Annotated in this window: 15 protein-coding genes; 10 read left to right on the top strand and 5 right to left on the bottom strand. The window is 37.3% G+C overall.

Going from position 1 to position 15618, the window contains the following annotated elements:
• The first annotated feature begins 237 nt into the window (after nt 1-237).
• Together ASE74_RS20655 and ASE74_RS20660 are read left to right on the top strand one after the other, a co-directional pair.
• Nucleotides 238-2187 (top strand): glycoside hydrolase family 97 protein, encoded by a 1950-nt coding sequence (locus tag ASE74_RS20655; protein ID WP_055913378.1) that lies wholly within the window; start codon nt 238-240, stop codon nt 2185-2187.
• A gap of 228 nt (nt 2188-2415) precedes the next feature.
• On the top strand, nt 2416-3015 hold the full coding sequence (locus ASE74_RS20660; RefSeq protein WP_055913381.1) for an FMN-dependent NADH-azoreductase: 600 nt from the start codon (nt 2416-2418) through the stop codon (nt 3013-3015).
• A gap of 93 nt (nt 3016-3108) precedes the next feature.
• Here ASE74_RS20660 and ASE74_RS20665 read toward each other — a convergent pair whose 3' ends face one another.
• Nucleotides 3109-3471, bottom strand: a complete 363-nt coding sequence (locus ASE74_RS20665; RefSeq protein WP_055913384.1) for a response regulator transcription factor — start codon at nt 3469-3471, stop codon at nt 3109-3111.
• Between the two features lie 273 nt (nt 3472-3744).
• Here ASE74_RS20665 and ASE74_RS20670 point away from each other — a divergent pair, with 273 nt between their 5' ends.
• On the top strand, nt 3745-4059 hold the full coding sequence (locus ASE74_RS20670) for a hypothetical protein (RefSeq protein ID WP_055913387.1): 315 nt from the start codon (nt 3745-3747) through the stop codon (nt 4057-4059).
• Between the two features lie 825 nt (nt 4060-4884).
• Here the strand turns inward: ASE74_RS20670 and mnmA are convergent.
• Nucleotides 4885-5976, bottom strand: a complete 1092-nt coding sequence (gene mnmA, locus ASE74_RS20675) for a tRNA 2-thiouridine(34) synthase MnmA (protein ID WP_055913390.1) — start codon at nt 5974-5976, stop codon at nt 4885-4887.
• A 446-nt stretch (nt 5977-6422) separates the two neighbouring features.
• On the opposite strand from mnmA, the gene ASE74_RS20680 reads away from it, so the two are divergent.
• From ASE74_RS20680 to arsB, 5 genes are all read left to right on the top strand, one after another.
• Nucleotides 6423-8708 carry a GH92 family glycosyl hydrolase gene (locus ASE74_RS20680; protein WP_082458881.1) on the top strand — a complete coding sequence of 762 codons (2286 nt, stop codon included), beginning with the start codon at nt 6423-6425 and terminating at the stop codon, nt 8706-8708.
• A 148-nt stretch (nt 8709-8856) separates the two neighbouring features.
• Nucleotides 8857-9186, top strand: a complete 330-nt coding sequence (locus ASE74_RS20685) for a helix-turn-helix transcriptional regulator (RefSeq protein ID WP_055913393.1) — start codon at nt 8857-8859, stop codon at nt 9184-9186.
• A gap of 37 nt (nt 9187-9223) precedes the next feature.
• Nucleotides 9224-9790 (top strand): DUF6428 family protein, encoded by a 567-nt coding sequence (locus ASE74_RS20690; RefSeq protein WP_055913396.1) that lies wholly within the window; start codon nt 9224-9226, stop codon nt 9788-9790.
• 19 nt (nt 9791-9809) lie between these two features.
• On the top strand, nt 9810-10229 hold the full coding sequence (locus ASE74_RS20695) for an arsenate reductase ArsC (RefSeq protein ID WP_055913399.1): 420 nt from the start codon (nt 9810-9812) through the stop codon (nt 10227-10229).
• A gap of 2 nt (nt 10230-10231) precedes the next feature.
• Nucleotides 10232-11296 (top strand): ACR3 family arsenite efflux transporter, encoded by a 1065-nt coding sequence (gene arsB, locus ASE74_RS20700; RefSeq protein WP_055913402.1) that lies wholly within the window; start codon nt 10232-10234, stop codon nt 11294-11296.
• Between the two features lie 272 nt (nt 11297-11568).
• On the opposite strand, the gene ASE74_RS20705 is transcribed toward arsB, so the two are convergent.
• The 3 genes from ASE74_RS20705 to ASE74_RS20715 all read right to left on the bottom strand — a co-directional run bounded on the left by ASE74_RS20705 (nt 11569) and on the right by ASE74_RS20715 (nt 14353).
• Nucleotides 11569-12420 carry an SDR family NAD(P)-dependent oxidoreductase gene (locus ASE74_RS20705; protein ID WP_055913405.1) on the bottom strand — a complete coding sequence of 284 codons (852 nt, stop codon included), beginning with the start codon at nt 12418-12420 and terminating at the stop codon, nt 11569-11571.
• Nucleotides 12421-12518: 98 nt separating this feature from the next.
• Nucleotides 12519-13352 (bottom strand): SDR family NAD(P)-dependent oxidoreductase, encoded by an 834-nt coding sequence (locus tag ASE74_RS20710; protein WP_369800208.1) that lies wholly within the window; start codon nt 13350-13352, stop codon nt 12519-12521.
• An 89-nt stretch (nt 13353-13441) separates the two neighbouring features.
• Nucleotides 13442-14353 carry an AraC family transcriptional regulator gene (locus ASE74_RS20715; protein WP_055913411.1) on the bottom strand — a complete coding sequence of 304 codons (912 nt, stop codon included), beginning with the start codon at nt 14351-14353 and terminating at the stop codon, nt 13442-13444.
• Between the two features lie 147 nt (nt 14354-14500).
• Between ASE74_RS20715 and ASE74_RS20720 the strand changes: the two genes are divergently transcribed.
• Together ASE74_RS20720 and ASE74_RS20725 are read left to right on the top strand one after the other, a co-directional pair.
• The gene (locus ASE74_RS20720; protein WP_055913414.1) at nt 14501-15088 is read left to right on the top strand and encodes a TetR/AcrR family transcriptional regulator; all 588 of its coding nucleotides are present in this window, start codon (nt 14501-14503) and stop codon (nt 15086-15088) included.
• 36 nt (nt 15089-15124) lie between these two features.
• A complete protein-coding gene (locus tag ASE74_RS20725) occupies nt 15125-15610 on the top strand; it encodes a PaaI family thioesterase (protein WP_055913417.1) in 486 nt (161 codons plus the stop codon).
• The last annotated feature ends 8 nt before the right edge of the window (nt 15611-15618 follow it).

The raw sequence follows: 15618 nt of genomic DNA on the forward strand, positions 1-15618 counted from the left end.
AACGAAGTTATTCTAACAAACCGCCGTATACCGAACGGTACGTACGGTGGTGTGAGGAGACAGCAGGGAAACTAATTCCCTGCTTCTTACTCGATTTAACGTTTTTTAAAGCAGAGTTTTTCTTCAAAAATGTTGTTAAATCCAAAACTGTCATTAACTTTAACTTACTAAATCGTTTTATCGATTGATTTAATAACAATAACCAAGTAAATTCTCACAAAGAAAACCTAATCAAACATGAAAAAACCATTATCAATTGTTATTTTATTGCTGGTATTTGCCATTAAACTTTTTAGCGCGCCTATTGAGCTGGTATCGCCCGATAAAAGGATTAAAGTTGAGGTAAATATTAAGGAAAAGATTGCCTATTCGGTAACCTTTAACGGAAACCCTTTTTTAACCAATTCATATTTACAGTTAAACCTTGAGCAGGCAATGCTTGGCGATCATGCTAAATTGTTGAAGAAAACACTTTCTTCTGTAAACAGCAGTTCAAACCCAATTGTTCCACTTAAAAACAGTACTGTAGAAAATCGTTATAATTTGTTAAAGCTTGATTTTAAAGGTGATTTCAGTGTAGAATTCAGGGCCTATAACGATGGCATAGCATACCGTTTCATTACCAATAAAAAAGATTCGATTATTGTAAAAAATGAAGATGTACACATCAATTTTAATGATGCAGTTAAAGCGGATTATTTGGAAACAGGCGAATTTAAAACTTCTTACGAAATCCTTTACCGCCAAAACGAACTTGGTAAAGTAAATAAGGAAAAAATGAGTGTACTGCCGATCCTTTTTGATACCGGCAAGTATAAAGCATTGTTATCAGAAGCCGATTTATATGATTATCCATGCTTATTTGTTAAAGCTATTGATAATAAATCCATTGACGCAGTTTTTCCTAAAGTGCCACTTTCTTTTGGAGAAGATGGAGACAGAAGCAAGAAAATTTTAAAAGAGGCCGATTATATTGCAAAAACGTCAGGTAAAAGATCATTTCCGTGGCGTTTTTTAGTAATTACAGATAAAGATACCCAATTAGCAGCAAACCAGATGGTGTATAAACTCAGTACACCCAACCAGTTGAAGGATACAAAATGGATAAAACCCGGACAGGTAACTTGGGAGTGGTGGCACAATGCCTATGTTTATGGAGTAGATTTTAAATCAGGTTACAATCAGGATACGTATAAATATTACATCGATTTTGCCTCGAAATTTGGCATTCCATATATTATCATGGATGAAGGATGGGCAAAAACAACCTTAAATCCCTTTGAGCCAAATCCAACAATTAACCTACAGGAGCTGATTGCTTATGGTAAGCAAAAAAATGTAAAAATTGTACTTTGGTTTACCTGGCTGGCTGTAGAAAATAACTTTAACATTTTCGAAACTTTGGATAAATGGGGAATTGCAGGGGTAAAGATCGATTTTATGGATAGGAGCGATCAGTGGATGGTTAATTACTACACCAGGGTTGCCAAAGAAGCAGCAAAACACCATATTCTGGTCGATTTTCACGGCGCATTTAAACCGGCTGGTTTGGAAGTTGCCTATCCGAATGTACTTTCTTACGAAGGGGTTATTGGAATGGAGCAAAATATTGGCGGCGGATTAGCTACCCCAAATAATAACTTATTTCTTCCTTTTCTACGTAATGCAGTTGGCCCTATGGATTATACACCTGGAGCAATGCGTTCGGCGCACAAGCAAGATTATAAACCAAGTTGGGTAAATACCATGAGCATTGGTACAAGGGTACATCAGCTGGCCATGTATATTGTTTTTGAAAGCGGTTTTCAGATGCTTGCAGATAATCCGTTCAATTATTTAAGAGAGCCAGAAACCACTTCTTTTATTACCAGTGTTCCGGTAACCTGGGATGAAACTAAAATTTTGGATGCCAGTGTTGGCGAATACATTGTTACGGCAAAAAGAAAGGGCGAAAAATGGTTTATTGGTGCCATGGGTAACGATCAAAAACATGATTTAAAGGTTGATGCAAGTTTTTTAAAAGCAAATACAATTTATCAGATCACGCTGATTAAGGATGGTATCAATGCCGATTTCCAGGCGATGGATTTTAAGCGAATTGTTAAACCGATTAGAGCCGGAGAAACAATTGATATCAATATGGTTAAAGATGGTGGTTTTGTTGCTGTAATAGAAGCGTTGAAATAACATAATCGATATTTTCTTCTTGCCGTCGTTCTCGCGTATGCGTAAATCTTAATGTATGGAAGCTTTAAGATTGCCCATTTTGGAGAGTGACGGTTGTACATATTATCTCGATCAATTTTAAAAGATAAAAATTTCAACTATACCAAAGGATAGTGCTATCCTTTGGTATAGTAATAGCTTTTTGATATTTCCTATCCATAGTTTTGCCAGACAAAAAAAGGCAAAAAAATGAAAATATTACATCTTATATCGAGCCCAAGGGGCGGAGCATCTTTCAGTATTAAATTGGGAAATGCAATAGTCGAAAAATTACAGGCCGCAAATCCTGGCAGCACGGTAACCGTACATGATTTAACCAATACACCGTTTCCACATTTGGAAGAAGTGCACATCAATTCTTTTTTTACTCCGGTAGAGCACCATACACCAGAATTTACACAAGCCATAAAACATTCTAATGAGGCCATTGCCGAACTTAAAGATGCTGATGTGATTGTTATCGGTGCGCCACTGTACAATTTTGGCATTCCATCTACTTTAAAATCATGGATCGATCACATTGCACGCGCTGGGCACACTTTCCGTTACTCAGAAAACGGACCAGAAGGCTTGGTGAAAAACAAAAAAGTATATCTGGCAATCTCTTCCGGTGGTGTATATTCAGAAGGACCAATGAAACCTTATGATTTTACAGAATCTTATCTTAAATCGGTATTGGGTTTTATGGGTATGACTGATATTACAACCTATAGGGCCGAGGGGGTAAGTATTCCAGACCTAAAAGATAAAGCTTTGGATAAAGCAATTGAAAGCATCTCATTTAATTAATTTTTAAGTTAAATTGTCATTAGTTCATCGGTAGTTGGTAAATCTTAAATGATTAGCCATAAATGAAGTGAACTAATGACTTTTATTCTTAAACTAAGCCGCTAGATATTTCTCTATCCGGCTCGCAAAATCATTAAGGTCAAATGGTTTATTGATGAAATCTTCTGCATCACATTTAGCTTTCACAGCATTTAAGTGGTTATTAGCCGACATCATCATAACAGGGATATCATGTGTTCTAATGTTCCGTTTCAAAGTATTGCAAATGTCAAGTCCATTTCCATCAGGTAGCATAATATCCAAAATCACCATGTCTGGTATCTGTTTATCCATCTGAAGCCAAAATTCATTTGTATTTGGACAGGTTCTTACTTCATAAAGTTCTTCAATTAGTAAGAATTCGATAATCTCCCTGATATTTGGATTATCTTCCACAACATAGATGCACTTTTTCATAAGCTCTACTTTTATATCAGGATAACTTATCTTACTATCAGATGTTTATAATATTTATGCACATATTTAAAGTTATCAACTTCCCTATAATTATTGTCACACTTATGGCATAGTTTAAATTTTACTAAAAAAATGCATTAAAAATTTTAATTACTAATATTTTTAGCATAAATTTGTTTGAAGAGCATGATACCTTAATAAAGAGTCGGCAGACATTTTTAGTTTAATAACAGATTAAATGCTTTTTAAACCGTTGCTTGCTAATATATTTTTATGACAGTTACCGTTTTACCTATATTCGAAACTGATTTTAGACCAGACGCATCTTTGGGCAAAATTATGAATGAGCGACTGAGGATTGCTGCGGCAGATCTTCAGGATATTCATTTGCAACATTTAAACGCCATAGGGCAGCGCAAAGATGATTTGGTTGTGTATATCAGTTATAATCCTAAGTATACCATAAGGTGGCGCGTGGTAAATGATGTGCCAGAAGAAATCGAGAATTTTGTAGCACAGATCTGTGGTAATTTAGGCTACCTCCAATGGAAAACAGCTTCAATTAATATATTTAAAGGGAGTGAATAATTTTTTTGTAGTTATCGTCACCCTGAATTTATTTCAGGGTCTGTGAGGTAGAGCCACAATTATAATCTGCCGATTATTTTAATTTTTACTTATCAAATAGAATCGGAAAAGATGCTGAAATAAATTCAGCAAGACGGTTCTTTATGTGATACTTTATTTTTCGCTCGTCACCCTGAATTTATTTCAGGGTCTGAGAGGTATAGCTACAGTTATAATCGACCGATTATTTCAATTTTAACTTATCAAACATGATCGAAAAAGATGCTGAAATAAATTCAGCAGGACGGTTCTTTATGAGATACTTAATTTTTCGCTCGTCACCCTAAATTTATTTCAGGGTCTGTAAGGTATAGCTACAATTATATTCGGCCGATTATTTTAATTTTTACTTATCAAACATGATCGAAAAAGATGTTGAAATAAATTCAGCAGGACGGATCTTTATGAGATACTTAATTTTTCGCTCGTCACCCTGAATTTATTTCAGTGTCTGTGAGGTATAGCCACAGTTATAATCGACCGATTATTTTAATTTTTACTTATCAAATATGATCGAAAAAGATGCTGAAATAAATTCAGCAGGACGGTTTCTCTTGTGATACTATATTTTTCGCTCGTCACCCTGATTTTATTTTAGGGTCTGTTAGGTATAGTCACAACTGTACTCGACCGATTATTTTAATATTAACTTATCATATATAATCAAAAAAGATGCTGAAATGAATTCAGCAGGACGGTTTCTTTATGAGATACTTTATTTTTCGCTCGTCACCCTGAATTTAATTCAAAATCAATCTTCCTAGAATAACTCCTAATTAAAATTAATTAAACTAAGAAACCTCCGCCCAATAAATCATTTCCTTCATAAAATACAGCCGATTGACCAGGAGCAATTGCAGAAACGTTGTGATCAAACACAACCCGCATTTTATCTTTTTCCTGCACAATGGTACTTAGCATACCTGCATCTTTATAACGGATTTTAGTAATTACATCATTCATCGGTTCTTCAATACTTGCGTATTTTACGAGGTTTACATTACGAACCATTGCTTCCCTGCGTTCCAGCTCCTCAGCTTTACCTAATACTACCGTATTGCTTTCTGGCAAAATTTGAGTTACGAACATAGGCTCGCCAAAAGCAACGCCCAAACCTTTACGTTGGCCAATGGTATAAAAAGGATAACCTTTGTGTTGCCCAACAATCATCCCATTGCTTAAAATGAAATTTCCACCGGCAACCCTATCTTCAAGATCTTCTACTTTGTGTTTTAAAAAAGCTCTGTAATCATTATCCGGCACGAAACAGATTTCGTAACTCTCCGATTTTTTGGCCAGTTCTTCCTGACCCATATCTAAAGCCATTTGCCTGATGTCAGATTTAGCAAAACTGCCCAATGGGAATTTTGTGCGCGAAAGGTTTTCCTGAGAAACACCCCACAATACATAAGATTGATCCTTGTTTTCGTCTTTACCTTTCGAAATTACATAACGGCCACTATCTTGCTGGCGGATATTGGCATAATGCCCGGTTGCAATAAATTCGCAATCCAGTTTATTGGCACGTTTTAATAGAGCTTCCCATTTAATGTGGGTGTTGCATAACACGCAAGGATTTGGTGTTCTTCCCGCCAGGTATTCATCCACGAAATTATCAATCACGTAATCGCCAAACTCATCGCGAATATCCAGTATATAATGTGGAAAGCCATAGTTTACGGCAAGCGTACGGGCATCATTAATACTATCCAATGAGCAACAACCAGTTTCCTTGCTGCTACCACCAGAACTCGCATAATCCCAGGTTTTCATAGTTAATCCAATAACCTCATAACCCTGCTCATGCAACATTACAGCCGCTACCGAACTATCAACCCCGCCACTCATGGCAACCAGAATTCTACCGTGTTTACTCATCTTAAAATTATTGGTTGCAAAAATAAGGTTTATTTAGCTGAAATTATTTAAAGGAAGTCAGTTACTTGTAAAAAGCGGTAGCTAAATTGTATGAGCTTATCACTTAGATGTTTTAAGGTGACTTAGGTGGTCAATAATATTTGAAAATGATTGGTTCTGTGTTAATGGCTGCCCGTAGTTTTGCTATCACTGCAAGTCCTCACGCGATGAAAATCGGGTTGCGGGCTTTCCGTTTCATCAGATTTATTAACAAAGTCTGTCGTTTAAGCACATAAACCTCGCAGGTTTCGAAACCTGCGAGGTTTAAATCACAATAAATTGTATCTTCATGCTCCTATATTGTATTTTTTGTTTTACTTAAACGTTTTAGTCTCATATTTTATTGACATTTGGAGTTTAATTAATACCTTAGAATTTTCAAACAAAACAAGCTAATTTTTAAAAATATGTTTAAAAAAGTTATCCTGCCTTGTCTTTTGCTTTCATCCATAATGGCATCGGCACAGCAGAATTTGGTACAGTATGTAAAACCAATAATCGGTACATCAAAAATGGGGCATACTTATCCGGGTGCCACAGTTCCATTCGGTTCGGTACAGTTAAGTCCTGAAACAGATACCTTATCTTATGAAGTAAATGGAAAATACAATGGTGATGTTTATAAATACTGTGCTGGTTATAAATACGAAGATAAAACCATTACGGGCTTTAGCCATACACATTTCAGTGGCACCGGGCACTCAGATTTAGGCGATTTCCTAATTATGCCTACACAAGGCAAACTTCAGTTAAATCCGGGTACGGCTTCAGATCCTAAAGGTGGCTATCGCTCAGCATTTTCGCATGCCAATGAAGTTGCAGAGGCCGGTTACTATAAAGTAAAACTGGATGATGATAACATAACAGCAGAATTAACCTCAACCACGAGGGTAGGGATGCACCAATATACTTTTCCTAAATCAGATCAATCGCACATTATACTCGATCTGATGGCTGGCATTTACAATTATGAAGAAAAAACCGTGTGGACTTACGTTCGTGTGGTGAACGATACCTTGATTACAGGTTACCGCCAAACCAATGGTTGGGCCAGAACCAGAACCGTTTATTTTGCGATGAGTTTTTCTAAACCTTTTAAAAGCTACGGAAGAAAAAGCTATGATGCAAAACAAGCCTACAGAGGCTTTTGGGGTAAATTTAACCAGGAACAAAACTTCCCGGAAATTGCAGGCAAAAAGTTAAAAATGTTCTTCGATTTCGATACCCAGGAAGGGGAGAAGATTAAAATTAAATTTGCTTTATCTCCGGTTAGTCAGGAAAATGCTTTGCAGAACATGCGTGCAGAAATTTCGGGCTGGGATTTCGAAAAAGTAAAAGCTCAGGCGCAGGCTACCTGGAACAAAGAACTTAATAAAATTCAGGTAACTACATCAAACGATAATAAAGTAAATTTTTATACCGCTTTATATCATGCTTTCATTAACCCAACTACTTATACCGATATTAACGGAGAATATAAAGGTTTAGATCAGGGTGTACACAAAGCTGATGGTTTTACCAATTACACTACATTTTCACTTTGGGACACTTATAGGGCCTTACACCCATTTTTTAACATTGCACAACCTGGTCGTAGCAACGATATGGTAAAATCGATGTTAGCGCATTACGATCAAAGTAGTTTGCATATGTTGCCAATCTGGTCGCATTATGCCAACGATAACTGGTGTATGAGCGGTTACCACAGTGTTTCGGTAATTTCTGATGCCATTATAAAAGGTACTTACAACGGAGATGCAAATAAAGCGTTGGATGCCTGTGTTGCAACGGCTAAACACCGCGATTATGAAGGTATTGGTTATTACATGGATAAAGGTTATATCCCGGCAGAAAAATCGGGAATTTCAGTTTCCAATAACTTAGAATATTCGTACGATGACTGGTCTATTGCGCAATTGGCGAAAAAATTAAACCGTATGGACATTTACAACGAGTTTATCAAGCGTTCTAACAACTGGAAAAATAACTACGATAGTGCTTCCGGTTTTATGCGTCCGAAGTTGGCTGATGGAACTTTTAAAAAGGAATTTGATCCAAAAGATACAGAAGGACAGGGTTTTATTGAAGGTAATAGCTGGAATTATAGTTTTTTTGTGCCACAGGATCCTGCTTCGCTGATTGAAATGATGGGGGGTAAAAAGAAATTTGCAACACGATTAGATACCTTGTTTACCATGCATTTACCTGATGAGTTTTTTGCACATACAGAAGACATCACCCGCGAAGGTATTATTGGTGGCTATGTGCATGGCAACGAACCAGCACATCACATTGCATACCTTTACAACTGGACCGATCAGCCATGGAAAACACAAGCACAGATCCGCCATATATTAAATATGCAATATAAACCTACCGCTGATGGTTTGGGTGGAAATGATGATTGCGGACAAATGAGTGCCTGGTATATGTTTTCTTCATTAGGTTTTTATCCGGTATCACCTGGTTCTGATGTTTACTCTTTAGGCAGTCCGTTGGTTAATAACGCTATCATCAATTTAGAAAACGGAAAAACCTTTACGGTTGAAACGATTAAACAAAGCGATAAAAATGTTTACGTAGAAAAGGTTTTATTGAACGGCAAAGAAATTACCGATCATAAAATTAAACATTCAGACATTACCAACGGTGGAAAGCTTACCTTTTACATGAGCGCAAAACCAAAGAAATAATTTTCTTCATCCCTATATAAGTTGAACCGTTGACTAATTTTAGTTAACGGTTTTTTTTAGCTTTTGAGATTCCTCATTTGGCTATGATTTATGATTGAAATAAATTTTGATTTCTGATTCTTCTATCGTAATATTGCGATATAAAATTATGGGACTTACCAAAGCAGAAATCTTCACTGAAGAGCAGAACCAGATGGCAGCGTTGTTAAAAGCAATGGCTCATCCGGCGCGGATTGCGATTCTTCAACGCATCCTTAAATCAAATACCTGTATTTGTGGCGATTTGGTTGAGGAATTAGGTTTAGCTCAGGCCACCATTTCTCAGCATTTAAAAGAACTTAAAAATGCTGGTATAATTCAAGGCACTATAGAAGGTGTGAGTATTTGCTATTGTATAGCACCTAAAACCTGGAAGTTACTAGAAACACAGCTAGGCAATTTCTTTGCCTCATATAAAGGCGGGCAAAACTGCTGTTAAAATTTTTTACATAAATCAATCGTTAAATTGCAATATTATGATTAATACATTTTCTATTGAATGGAGCAGCTTTAAGGCTCACCTTCAACAACATCCCGAATTAACCTTACAGTTTCAATATGCTCCGGGTAAATGGGTAAATGCCAATTATCACATCACCGAAATTAAACAAGCGCCCATCGTTTCAGTAGATTGTGGAGGCGTGATGAACGCCTGGACGGAAATTATTGTACAATTATGGGAACCTGCCGAGGAAGAAAAGGATAGGGCTATGGAGGTGAAAAAAGCATTGTCCATTATCAATCTTGTAGAAAGTAAACTTCCACTAAACCCGAATGGAATTGTAAAAATTGAATTTGGTAATTCTGCGTTCGATACGAGACAAATGTTTCCGGGGGAATTTAATATTGAGGGAGAAAATCTGGTTATAGACCTAACACCCGATGCTACCCAATGTAAAGCCATTAACCGGGGCGGGAGTTGTGGTACCACCGAAACTGGCGAAGAATGCTGCACACCAGCCCAGCCAGAAAAGAAAGAAATAAAACTTGTTAACCTTACAGCAGGCCAAAATAGTTGTAGCCCTGGAAGTGGCTGCTGTTAATCATTAAAAATTTACAGTCATGAAGAATATATTGGTGCTTTGTACCGGAAATAGTTGCAGAAGTCAACTTGCAGAAGGTTATTTAAAATTTTTCACACAAAATAAAGCTAAAATTTACAGTGCTGGTATTGAAGTACACGGCGTAAACCCCAGGGCAATAAAAATAATGGCGGAAGATGGAATCGATATTTCCAGCCAAACATCAAACAATATTGAAGAATATTTTGATGTTCCTTTTGATTATGTGATTACGGTTTGCGATCATGCGAAAGAAAGTTGTCCGTATTTCCCAACTCAGGCCATAAAATTGCACCATAATTTTCCCGATCCGGCTAAAGCGGTAGGTACTGAGGCAGAAATTATGGCACAATTCAGAAGCACAAGAGACATGGTTAAAGCTTACATGGAGGATTTTGTAAACGAAAACTTAAAAGGATAAAGATGTCGGCAAATAATTGTGCGCCTGTAGTTAAACGAAAACAGCTCAGTTTTTTAGACCGGTATTTAACGATCTGGATTTTTTTTTCGATGCTTTTAGGCGTATCGCTAGGCTATTTATTTCCTTCTTCTGCGGTATTCATCAATTCATTTTCCAGTGGAAATACCAACATTCCCCTGGCAATTGGATTAATACTGATGATGTATCCGCCCTTGGCAAAAGTAAATTATGAAAACTTGGGGGAAGTATTTAAAAATACCAGGGTTTTGGGGGCTTCGCTGGTTTTAAATTGGATTGTTGGCCCATTTTTAATGTTTTTCCTGGCGATTATCTTTTTACATGGTTATCCTGAATACATGGTCGGTTTAATTATGATCGGTTTAGCCAGGTGTATTGCCATGGTGGTGGTGTGGAACGATCTTGCCGACGGAAACCGTGAATATGCTGCTGGTTTGATTGCCCTGAACAGTATTTTTCAGGTATTGCTTTACAGTGTGTTCGCCTATTTCTTTATTACCATTTTGCCACCTTTATTTGGTTTAAAAGGCTTGGTTGTATCCATTTCTATTGTAGAGATTGCTAAAAGTGTAGGGATTTACCTGGGCATTCCATTTTTAACGGGCATTTTAAGTCAAAAAATACTGATTAAATGGAAAGGCGAAAAGTGGTTTCGCACAATTTTCATCCCAATGATTTCTCCGATAACCTTAATCGCGCTGTTATTTACCATTGTGGTGATGTTCAGTTTAAAAGGAGAATTAATTGTGCAGATCCCAATGGATGTGCTGAGAGTTGCCTTACCATTGGTAATCTATTTTGTGGTAATGTTTGTGATCAGCTTCTTTGCCGGCAAATATTTTGGTGCAGATTACAGCAAAAGTACCGCTATTGCTTTTACCGCTACCGGCAACAACTTCGAATTGGCCATCGCAGTGGCCATTGGTGTATTCGGCATTCATTCGGGTCAGGCATTTGCTGGTGTAATCGGTCCGTTGGTAGAGGTACCAGCATTAATTGCGCTGGTTAGTTTGGCGAAATGGTTACGGAGGAGATATTTTGATGTGTAAGATCGAGTAGAAAAGTCGTCACTGCGATTCACAAAACAATCTTAAAGCGGATGCAAAAAAGCGATCGTTTAAGATTGCTTCGTCGGCTGAAAAAGCCTTCTCGCAATGACGATTCATTTTGACCGCCACTGCGATTCACGAAGCAATCTTAAAGCGGATGCAAAAAAGCGATCGTTTAAGATTGCTTCGTCGGCTGAAAAAAGCCTTCTCGCAATGAAGATTTATTTTTGTCAATTGATTTTAGATAATTCTATCCATAATTAAATTAAATACTAAGCACCAACCTCTTCAAAATTCGTGGCGGTTGCCAAAAACTTCCAATTGGCCATATCTCTTTGTACATCAGTAATTTTTGCATCAGCTACCTGATAAGCATCTGGGCCTAGGAACAAATGTAGTGGTGGGTTTTCACTTTTTGCAGCTTCAATAATTACTTCAACTGCTTTTGCAGGATCACCTGGTTGTTGGTTATTGATGTCGTTCTGGTGCGCTGCCTGCGAATCGCGTACTTCTTTATAAGCATCGATAGGAGAACTTGGAACAGCTAATGAGCCTTCTGTAAGAAATGCAGTTCTAAAATAACCAGGTTCTACAACAGTAGCCTTTATTCCTAGTGACTTTACTTCAGCTGCCAATGATTCGGTAAAGCCTACTACTGCAAATTTTGTAGCACAATAGATTCCAAAACCAGGGAAGTTGCCTGAAAAGCCACCAATAGAGGAAATATTAAAAATGTGACCAGATTGTTGTTTCCGCAATTGAGGAAGTACCTTTCTGATTACATTTAACGAACCGAAAACATTCACATCGAAATTTTGCCGTGATTCCTGATCGCTTAATTCTTCTAAAGCACCAAGCATTCCGTAACCTGCATTGTTTACCACTACATCTACTTGGCCGAATTTGCTAATTGTTTGACTTACCGCTGCTTCTACACTGCTCTCATCAATAAGATCAACTGTTAAGGGTAAGAAGTTTTCGTGTTCACCAACCGCTTTTATTAAATCATTTAGATTTCTTGAGGTGGCGGCAACGTTATTGCCATTGTTTAATAATGTTTTTACTAATGTTAATCCCAGACCTTTGGACGCGCCTGTTACAAACCAAACTTTTTGATTTTCCATGTTATTATTTTTATAAGTAAAATGATTGAATGGCAGGCAGTCGCGGATAATTTCCTGACTGCCGCCTTTTTTGATTGCTAATGTTAATATAGCATAGGTTAGTTGTCGAAATCTGTCGAAATCGTAATCGCTTTCCAGTCTTTAAATTGCTTTTGAAGTGCTTCCAGCTTACCATTAGCTCTTTGGAAAGCATCATTGCCAAGCAGGAGGTGAACTGGCGGATTTGGCATACTTGCCAAAGAGATCATAGCTGCAGCAGCTTTCTCAGGATCTCCAACCTGTTGTCCATCCATATTTAAATACTTTGCATGTATTGCCCTTACTTCTTCGTAATCTGCTATAGGGTTAGTTGCCAGTATCAGTGAATCAGCAGTTAAGAAACTGGTTCTGAATGCTCCTGGAGCAACCACAGTTACTTTTACGCCAAATTCTTTTAAATCTTCGGCCGATACTTCTGATAATGCGATTACTGCAGATTTAGTAGCTGCATACACTGCCCATCCTGTTGCCCCGGCGATACCGGCAATTGATGCAATATTGATGATGTGCCCCGCACGTTGTGCCCTTAAATAAGGTGTAGCTTTTCTGATTACATTTAATGTTCCGAAAACATTTACATCGAAACTGTTGCGTGTTTCTTCATCACTCAACTCTTCAATGCTACCTCCAATGCCGTAACCTGCATTATTGATCACAACATCAATTCTTTCAAATTTTGCAATGGTAGCTTTAATTGCTTCTTCAACACTTTTTTCATCGGCCAGGTTAACCGCCAGCGGAAGAAATTTTGCGGCTTCACCGGTTACTGCTTTCTTAAGTTCATCAATATTCCTTGAAGTAGCCGCAACATATTGACCAGCCTTAAGCAATTGATGAACTAAACTTAATCCTAAGCCTTTTGAAGCTCCGGTAATAAACCAAACTTTTTTCATGCCCATAGTTTTATCCTTTTTTGTTAAGACAAAATTACAGTAGAAATTACTTCAGCTTATTACGTTAATCAAACTGATGATTACGAAATTCAAACAATTCGATAAGAAGTAGGGGTATGTTTGGTTAGTTTTTTGAAAAAGTTGTTAAAATGAGTAGGCTCTTCAAATCCAAGGCAGTACCCAATTTCTGATATATTCCAATCCGTGTGTTTTAAAAGTGCTTTTGCCTCACTCAATAAACGTTCGGTAATATAATGTGTGGTGGTTTTGCCAGTTGTTTCTTTTATTGCGCGGTTTAAGTGGTTTACATGTACCGAGAGTTGTGTTGCGTAATCTTTAGCAGAGCGCATGGTAAACCTTTGCGTAGTGGTTTCTATAGGGAACTGGCGTTCCAATAACTCCGTAAAAACAGAGGTAATCCGAGCGTTGGCATCAGTATGTTTAAATAAATTTTCTGATGGTTCTGTTTTTAATGCGAAGTGAGTAATTTCTGTTATGTAATTGCGGAGCAAATCATATTTATAAATATAATCGGTATTAATTTCCTCAAACATTTTCGCGAAAATAGCTTCTATCTGTTTGTCTTGCTGAACATTAAGAATGTAAGCGGGTTTTCCACCTGGTGTAAACATAGGTAAATCGCCGATGTTGCCTCTAATTTTTTCTTTAAAAAAAGCCTCTGTAAAAATGCAGAAATAACCCGTTACCTCGCTTTGTTTGCCACTGGCAAGTTCCCAGGTGTATGGCACAAGCGGATTGAAAAAAATTAAGGCAGTTCCATCAATCTCAATACTTTTATCTGCATAATGATACACATTATGTCCGCGGGTTAAGCATATTTTATAATAATCCCTTCGGTTGTAACTCATTGGTTTGTGGTCATCCCTCAAGCAGTCTTCCAGCTTAAAAACATTAAAATGGCCTACGCCATTTTGAAGGTTGTCTGGTAAGAAACTAAATTTATTCTGATAAAAATCTTCAATGGTTTCTGGCTTGTTCATAAAGCAAAGTTACAAAATTCAAACTTAATTCAAATATTAGCTTTTTTAAGCATTATTCATGGTATCGCAAAAGGAGATTGCCATGATAAATAAATTTGTTTTTAATATACCGATTGGTATATATTTGCATCGTCAATTTAAAAGAACATGAGCAAAGCAGAAAAGACAAGAAATTTCATCGTAGAGAAAACAGCACCCATTTTTAATAAAAAAGGTTACGCAGGTACTTCTTTAAATGACATTACTGCCGCTACAGGTTTAACCAAAGGAAGCATTTATGGCAACTTTGCAAACAAAGATGAGGTGGCACTGGCCGCTTTTGATTATAACTTAAATAACGTTTCATCCATAATAGATGCTGAAATGAACCGGCAGGTAAGTGTTAAAGATAAGCTGCTGGTATATATTAATGTTTATCAAAAATTTATCGATGGTTCAGTTGCAGAAGGGGGTTGCCCTGTTTTAAATACTGCTGTTGATGCGGATGACACCCACCCTGAATTGCGTGGAAAAGTTTTGAAAGCGGTTATTGGATGGAAGAATAAAATTGCCAAACTGGTTGAAGATGGAATTGCAAATAAGGAGTTCCGCGCAGATAATAACCCTGAACAGATTGCTTTAACCGTTATTGCCATTGTTGAGGGAGGCATTATGATTTCCAAACTCACCGCTAATACCAATTATTGGAGCCTTATCATGGACTCCCTAAAAAAATATATAGATAGCCTAGGCTAAAAATTTTAATTTAAAATATACCGATTGGTATTTTATATGAGCAGAACCAGAACAATAACCTGGCACGACCCGATGGAAGGTGCGAAGGAGGCCATGCAGATGGATGGCATCGATTATCTGCAGGCAATGAGCGATGAGAAGTTTTCAATGCCACCGCTTTTGCATACGCTTGATTTTACTGTAACCTTAATTGAAAAGGGAAATGTGGTTTTCGAGTTTGTGCCTCAGGAATTTCATTATAACCCAATTGGAACCGTTCATGGAGGCATAATCAGTGCAATTTTAGATTCTGCTATGGGTTGCTCTGTGCATTCACTATTGCCTGCCGGAAAAGGCTATTCCACTTTAGAACTGAAAGTCAATTTTTTGAAAGCGATTACCATTAAAACGGGAAAGCTAAAAACCATGGGTAAGGTAATTAACCTGGGCGGGCGTACCGCTTTGGTAGAGGCTCAGCTCGTGGATGAAAATAATACCATTTATGCTCACGCGGTGAGCACTTGTTTAATCTTAAATTTTTAAAAAATAAT

Origin of the sequence: Pedobacter sp. Leaf216, from assembly GCF_001421515.1 — a bacterium.
Taxonomy (GTDB): Bacteria; Bacteroidota; Bacteroidia; order Sphingobacteriales; family Sphingobacteriaceae; genus Pedobacter.

Excerpts from the sequence above, each read along its gene's own strand:
- ASE74_RS20660 (WP_055913381.1), top strand. The coding sequence starts at position 2,416 with ATGAAAATATTACATCTTATATCGAGCCCAAGGGGCGGAGCATCTTTC.
- ASE74_RS20690 (WP_055913396.1), top strand. The coding sequence starts at position 9,224 with ATGATTAATACATTTTCTATTGAATGGAGCAGCTTTAAGGCTCACCTT.
- ASE74_RS20705 (WP_055913405.1), bottom strand. The coding sequence starts at position 12,420 with ATGGAAAATCAAAAAGTTTGGTTTGTAACAGGCGCGTCCAAAGGTCTG.
- ASE74_RS20695 (WP_055913399.1), top strand. The coding sequence starts at position 9,810 with ATGAAGAATATATTGGTGCTTTGTACCGGAAATAGTTGCAGAAGTCAA.
- ASE74_RS20680 (WP_082458881.1), top strand. The coding sequence starts at position 6,423 with ATGTTTAAAAAAGTTATCCTGCCTTGTCTTTTGCTTTCATCCATAATG.
- ASE74_RS20720 (WP_055913414.1), top strand. The coding sequence starts at position 14,501 with ATGAGCAAAGCAGAAAAGACAAGAAATTTCATCGTAGAGAAAACAGCA.
- ASE74_RS20665 (WP_055913384.1), bottom strand. The coding sequence starts at position 3,471 with ATGAAAAAGTGCATCTATGTTGTGGAAGATAATCCAAATATCAGGGAG.
- ASE74_RS20725 (WP_055913417.1), top strand. The coding sequence starts at position 15,125 with ATGAGCAGAACCAGAACAATAACCTGGCACGACCCGATGGAAGGTGCG.
- ASE74_RS20715 (WP_055913411.1), bottom strand. The coding sequence starts at position 14,353 with ATGAACAAGCCAGAAACCATTGAAGATTTTTATCAGAATAAATTTAGT.
- ASE74_RS20710 (WP_369800208.1), bottom strand. The coding sequence starts at position 13,352 with ATGAAAAAAGTTTGGTTTATTACCGGAGCTTCAAAAGGCTTAGGATTA.
- ASE74_RS20670 (WP_055913387.1), top strand. The coding sequence starts at position 3,745 with ATGACAGTTACCGTTTTACCTATATTCGAAACTGATTTTAGACCAGAC.
- ASE74_RS20685 (WP_055913393.1), top strand. The coding sequence starts at position 8,857 with ATGGGACTTACCAAAGCAGAAATCTTCACTGAAGAGCAGAACCAGATG.
- mnmA (WP_055913390.1), bottom strand. The coding sequence starts at position 5,976 with ATGAGTAAACACGGTAGAATTCTGGTTGCCATGAGTGGCGGGGTTGAT.
- arsB (WP_055913402.1), top strand. The coding sequence starts at position 10,232 with ATGTCGGCAAATAATTGTGCGCCTGTAGTTAAACGAAAACAGCTCAGT.
- ASE74_RS20655 (WP_055913378.1), top strand. The coding sequence starts at position 238 with ATGAAAAAACCATTATCAATTGTTATTTTATTGCTGGTATTTGCCATT.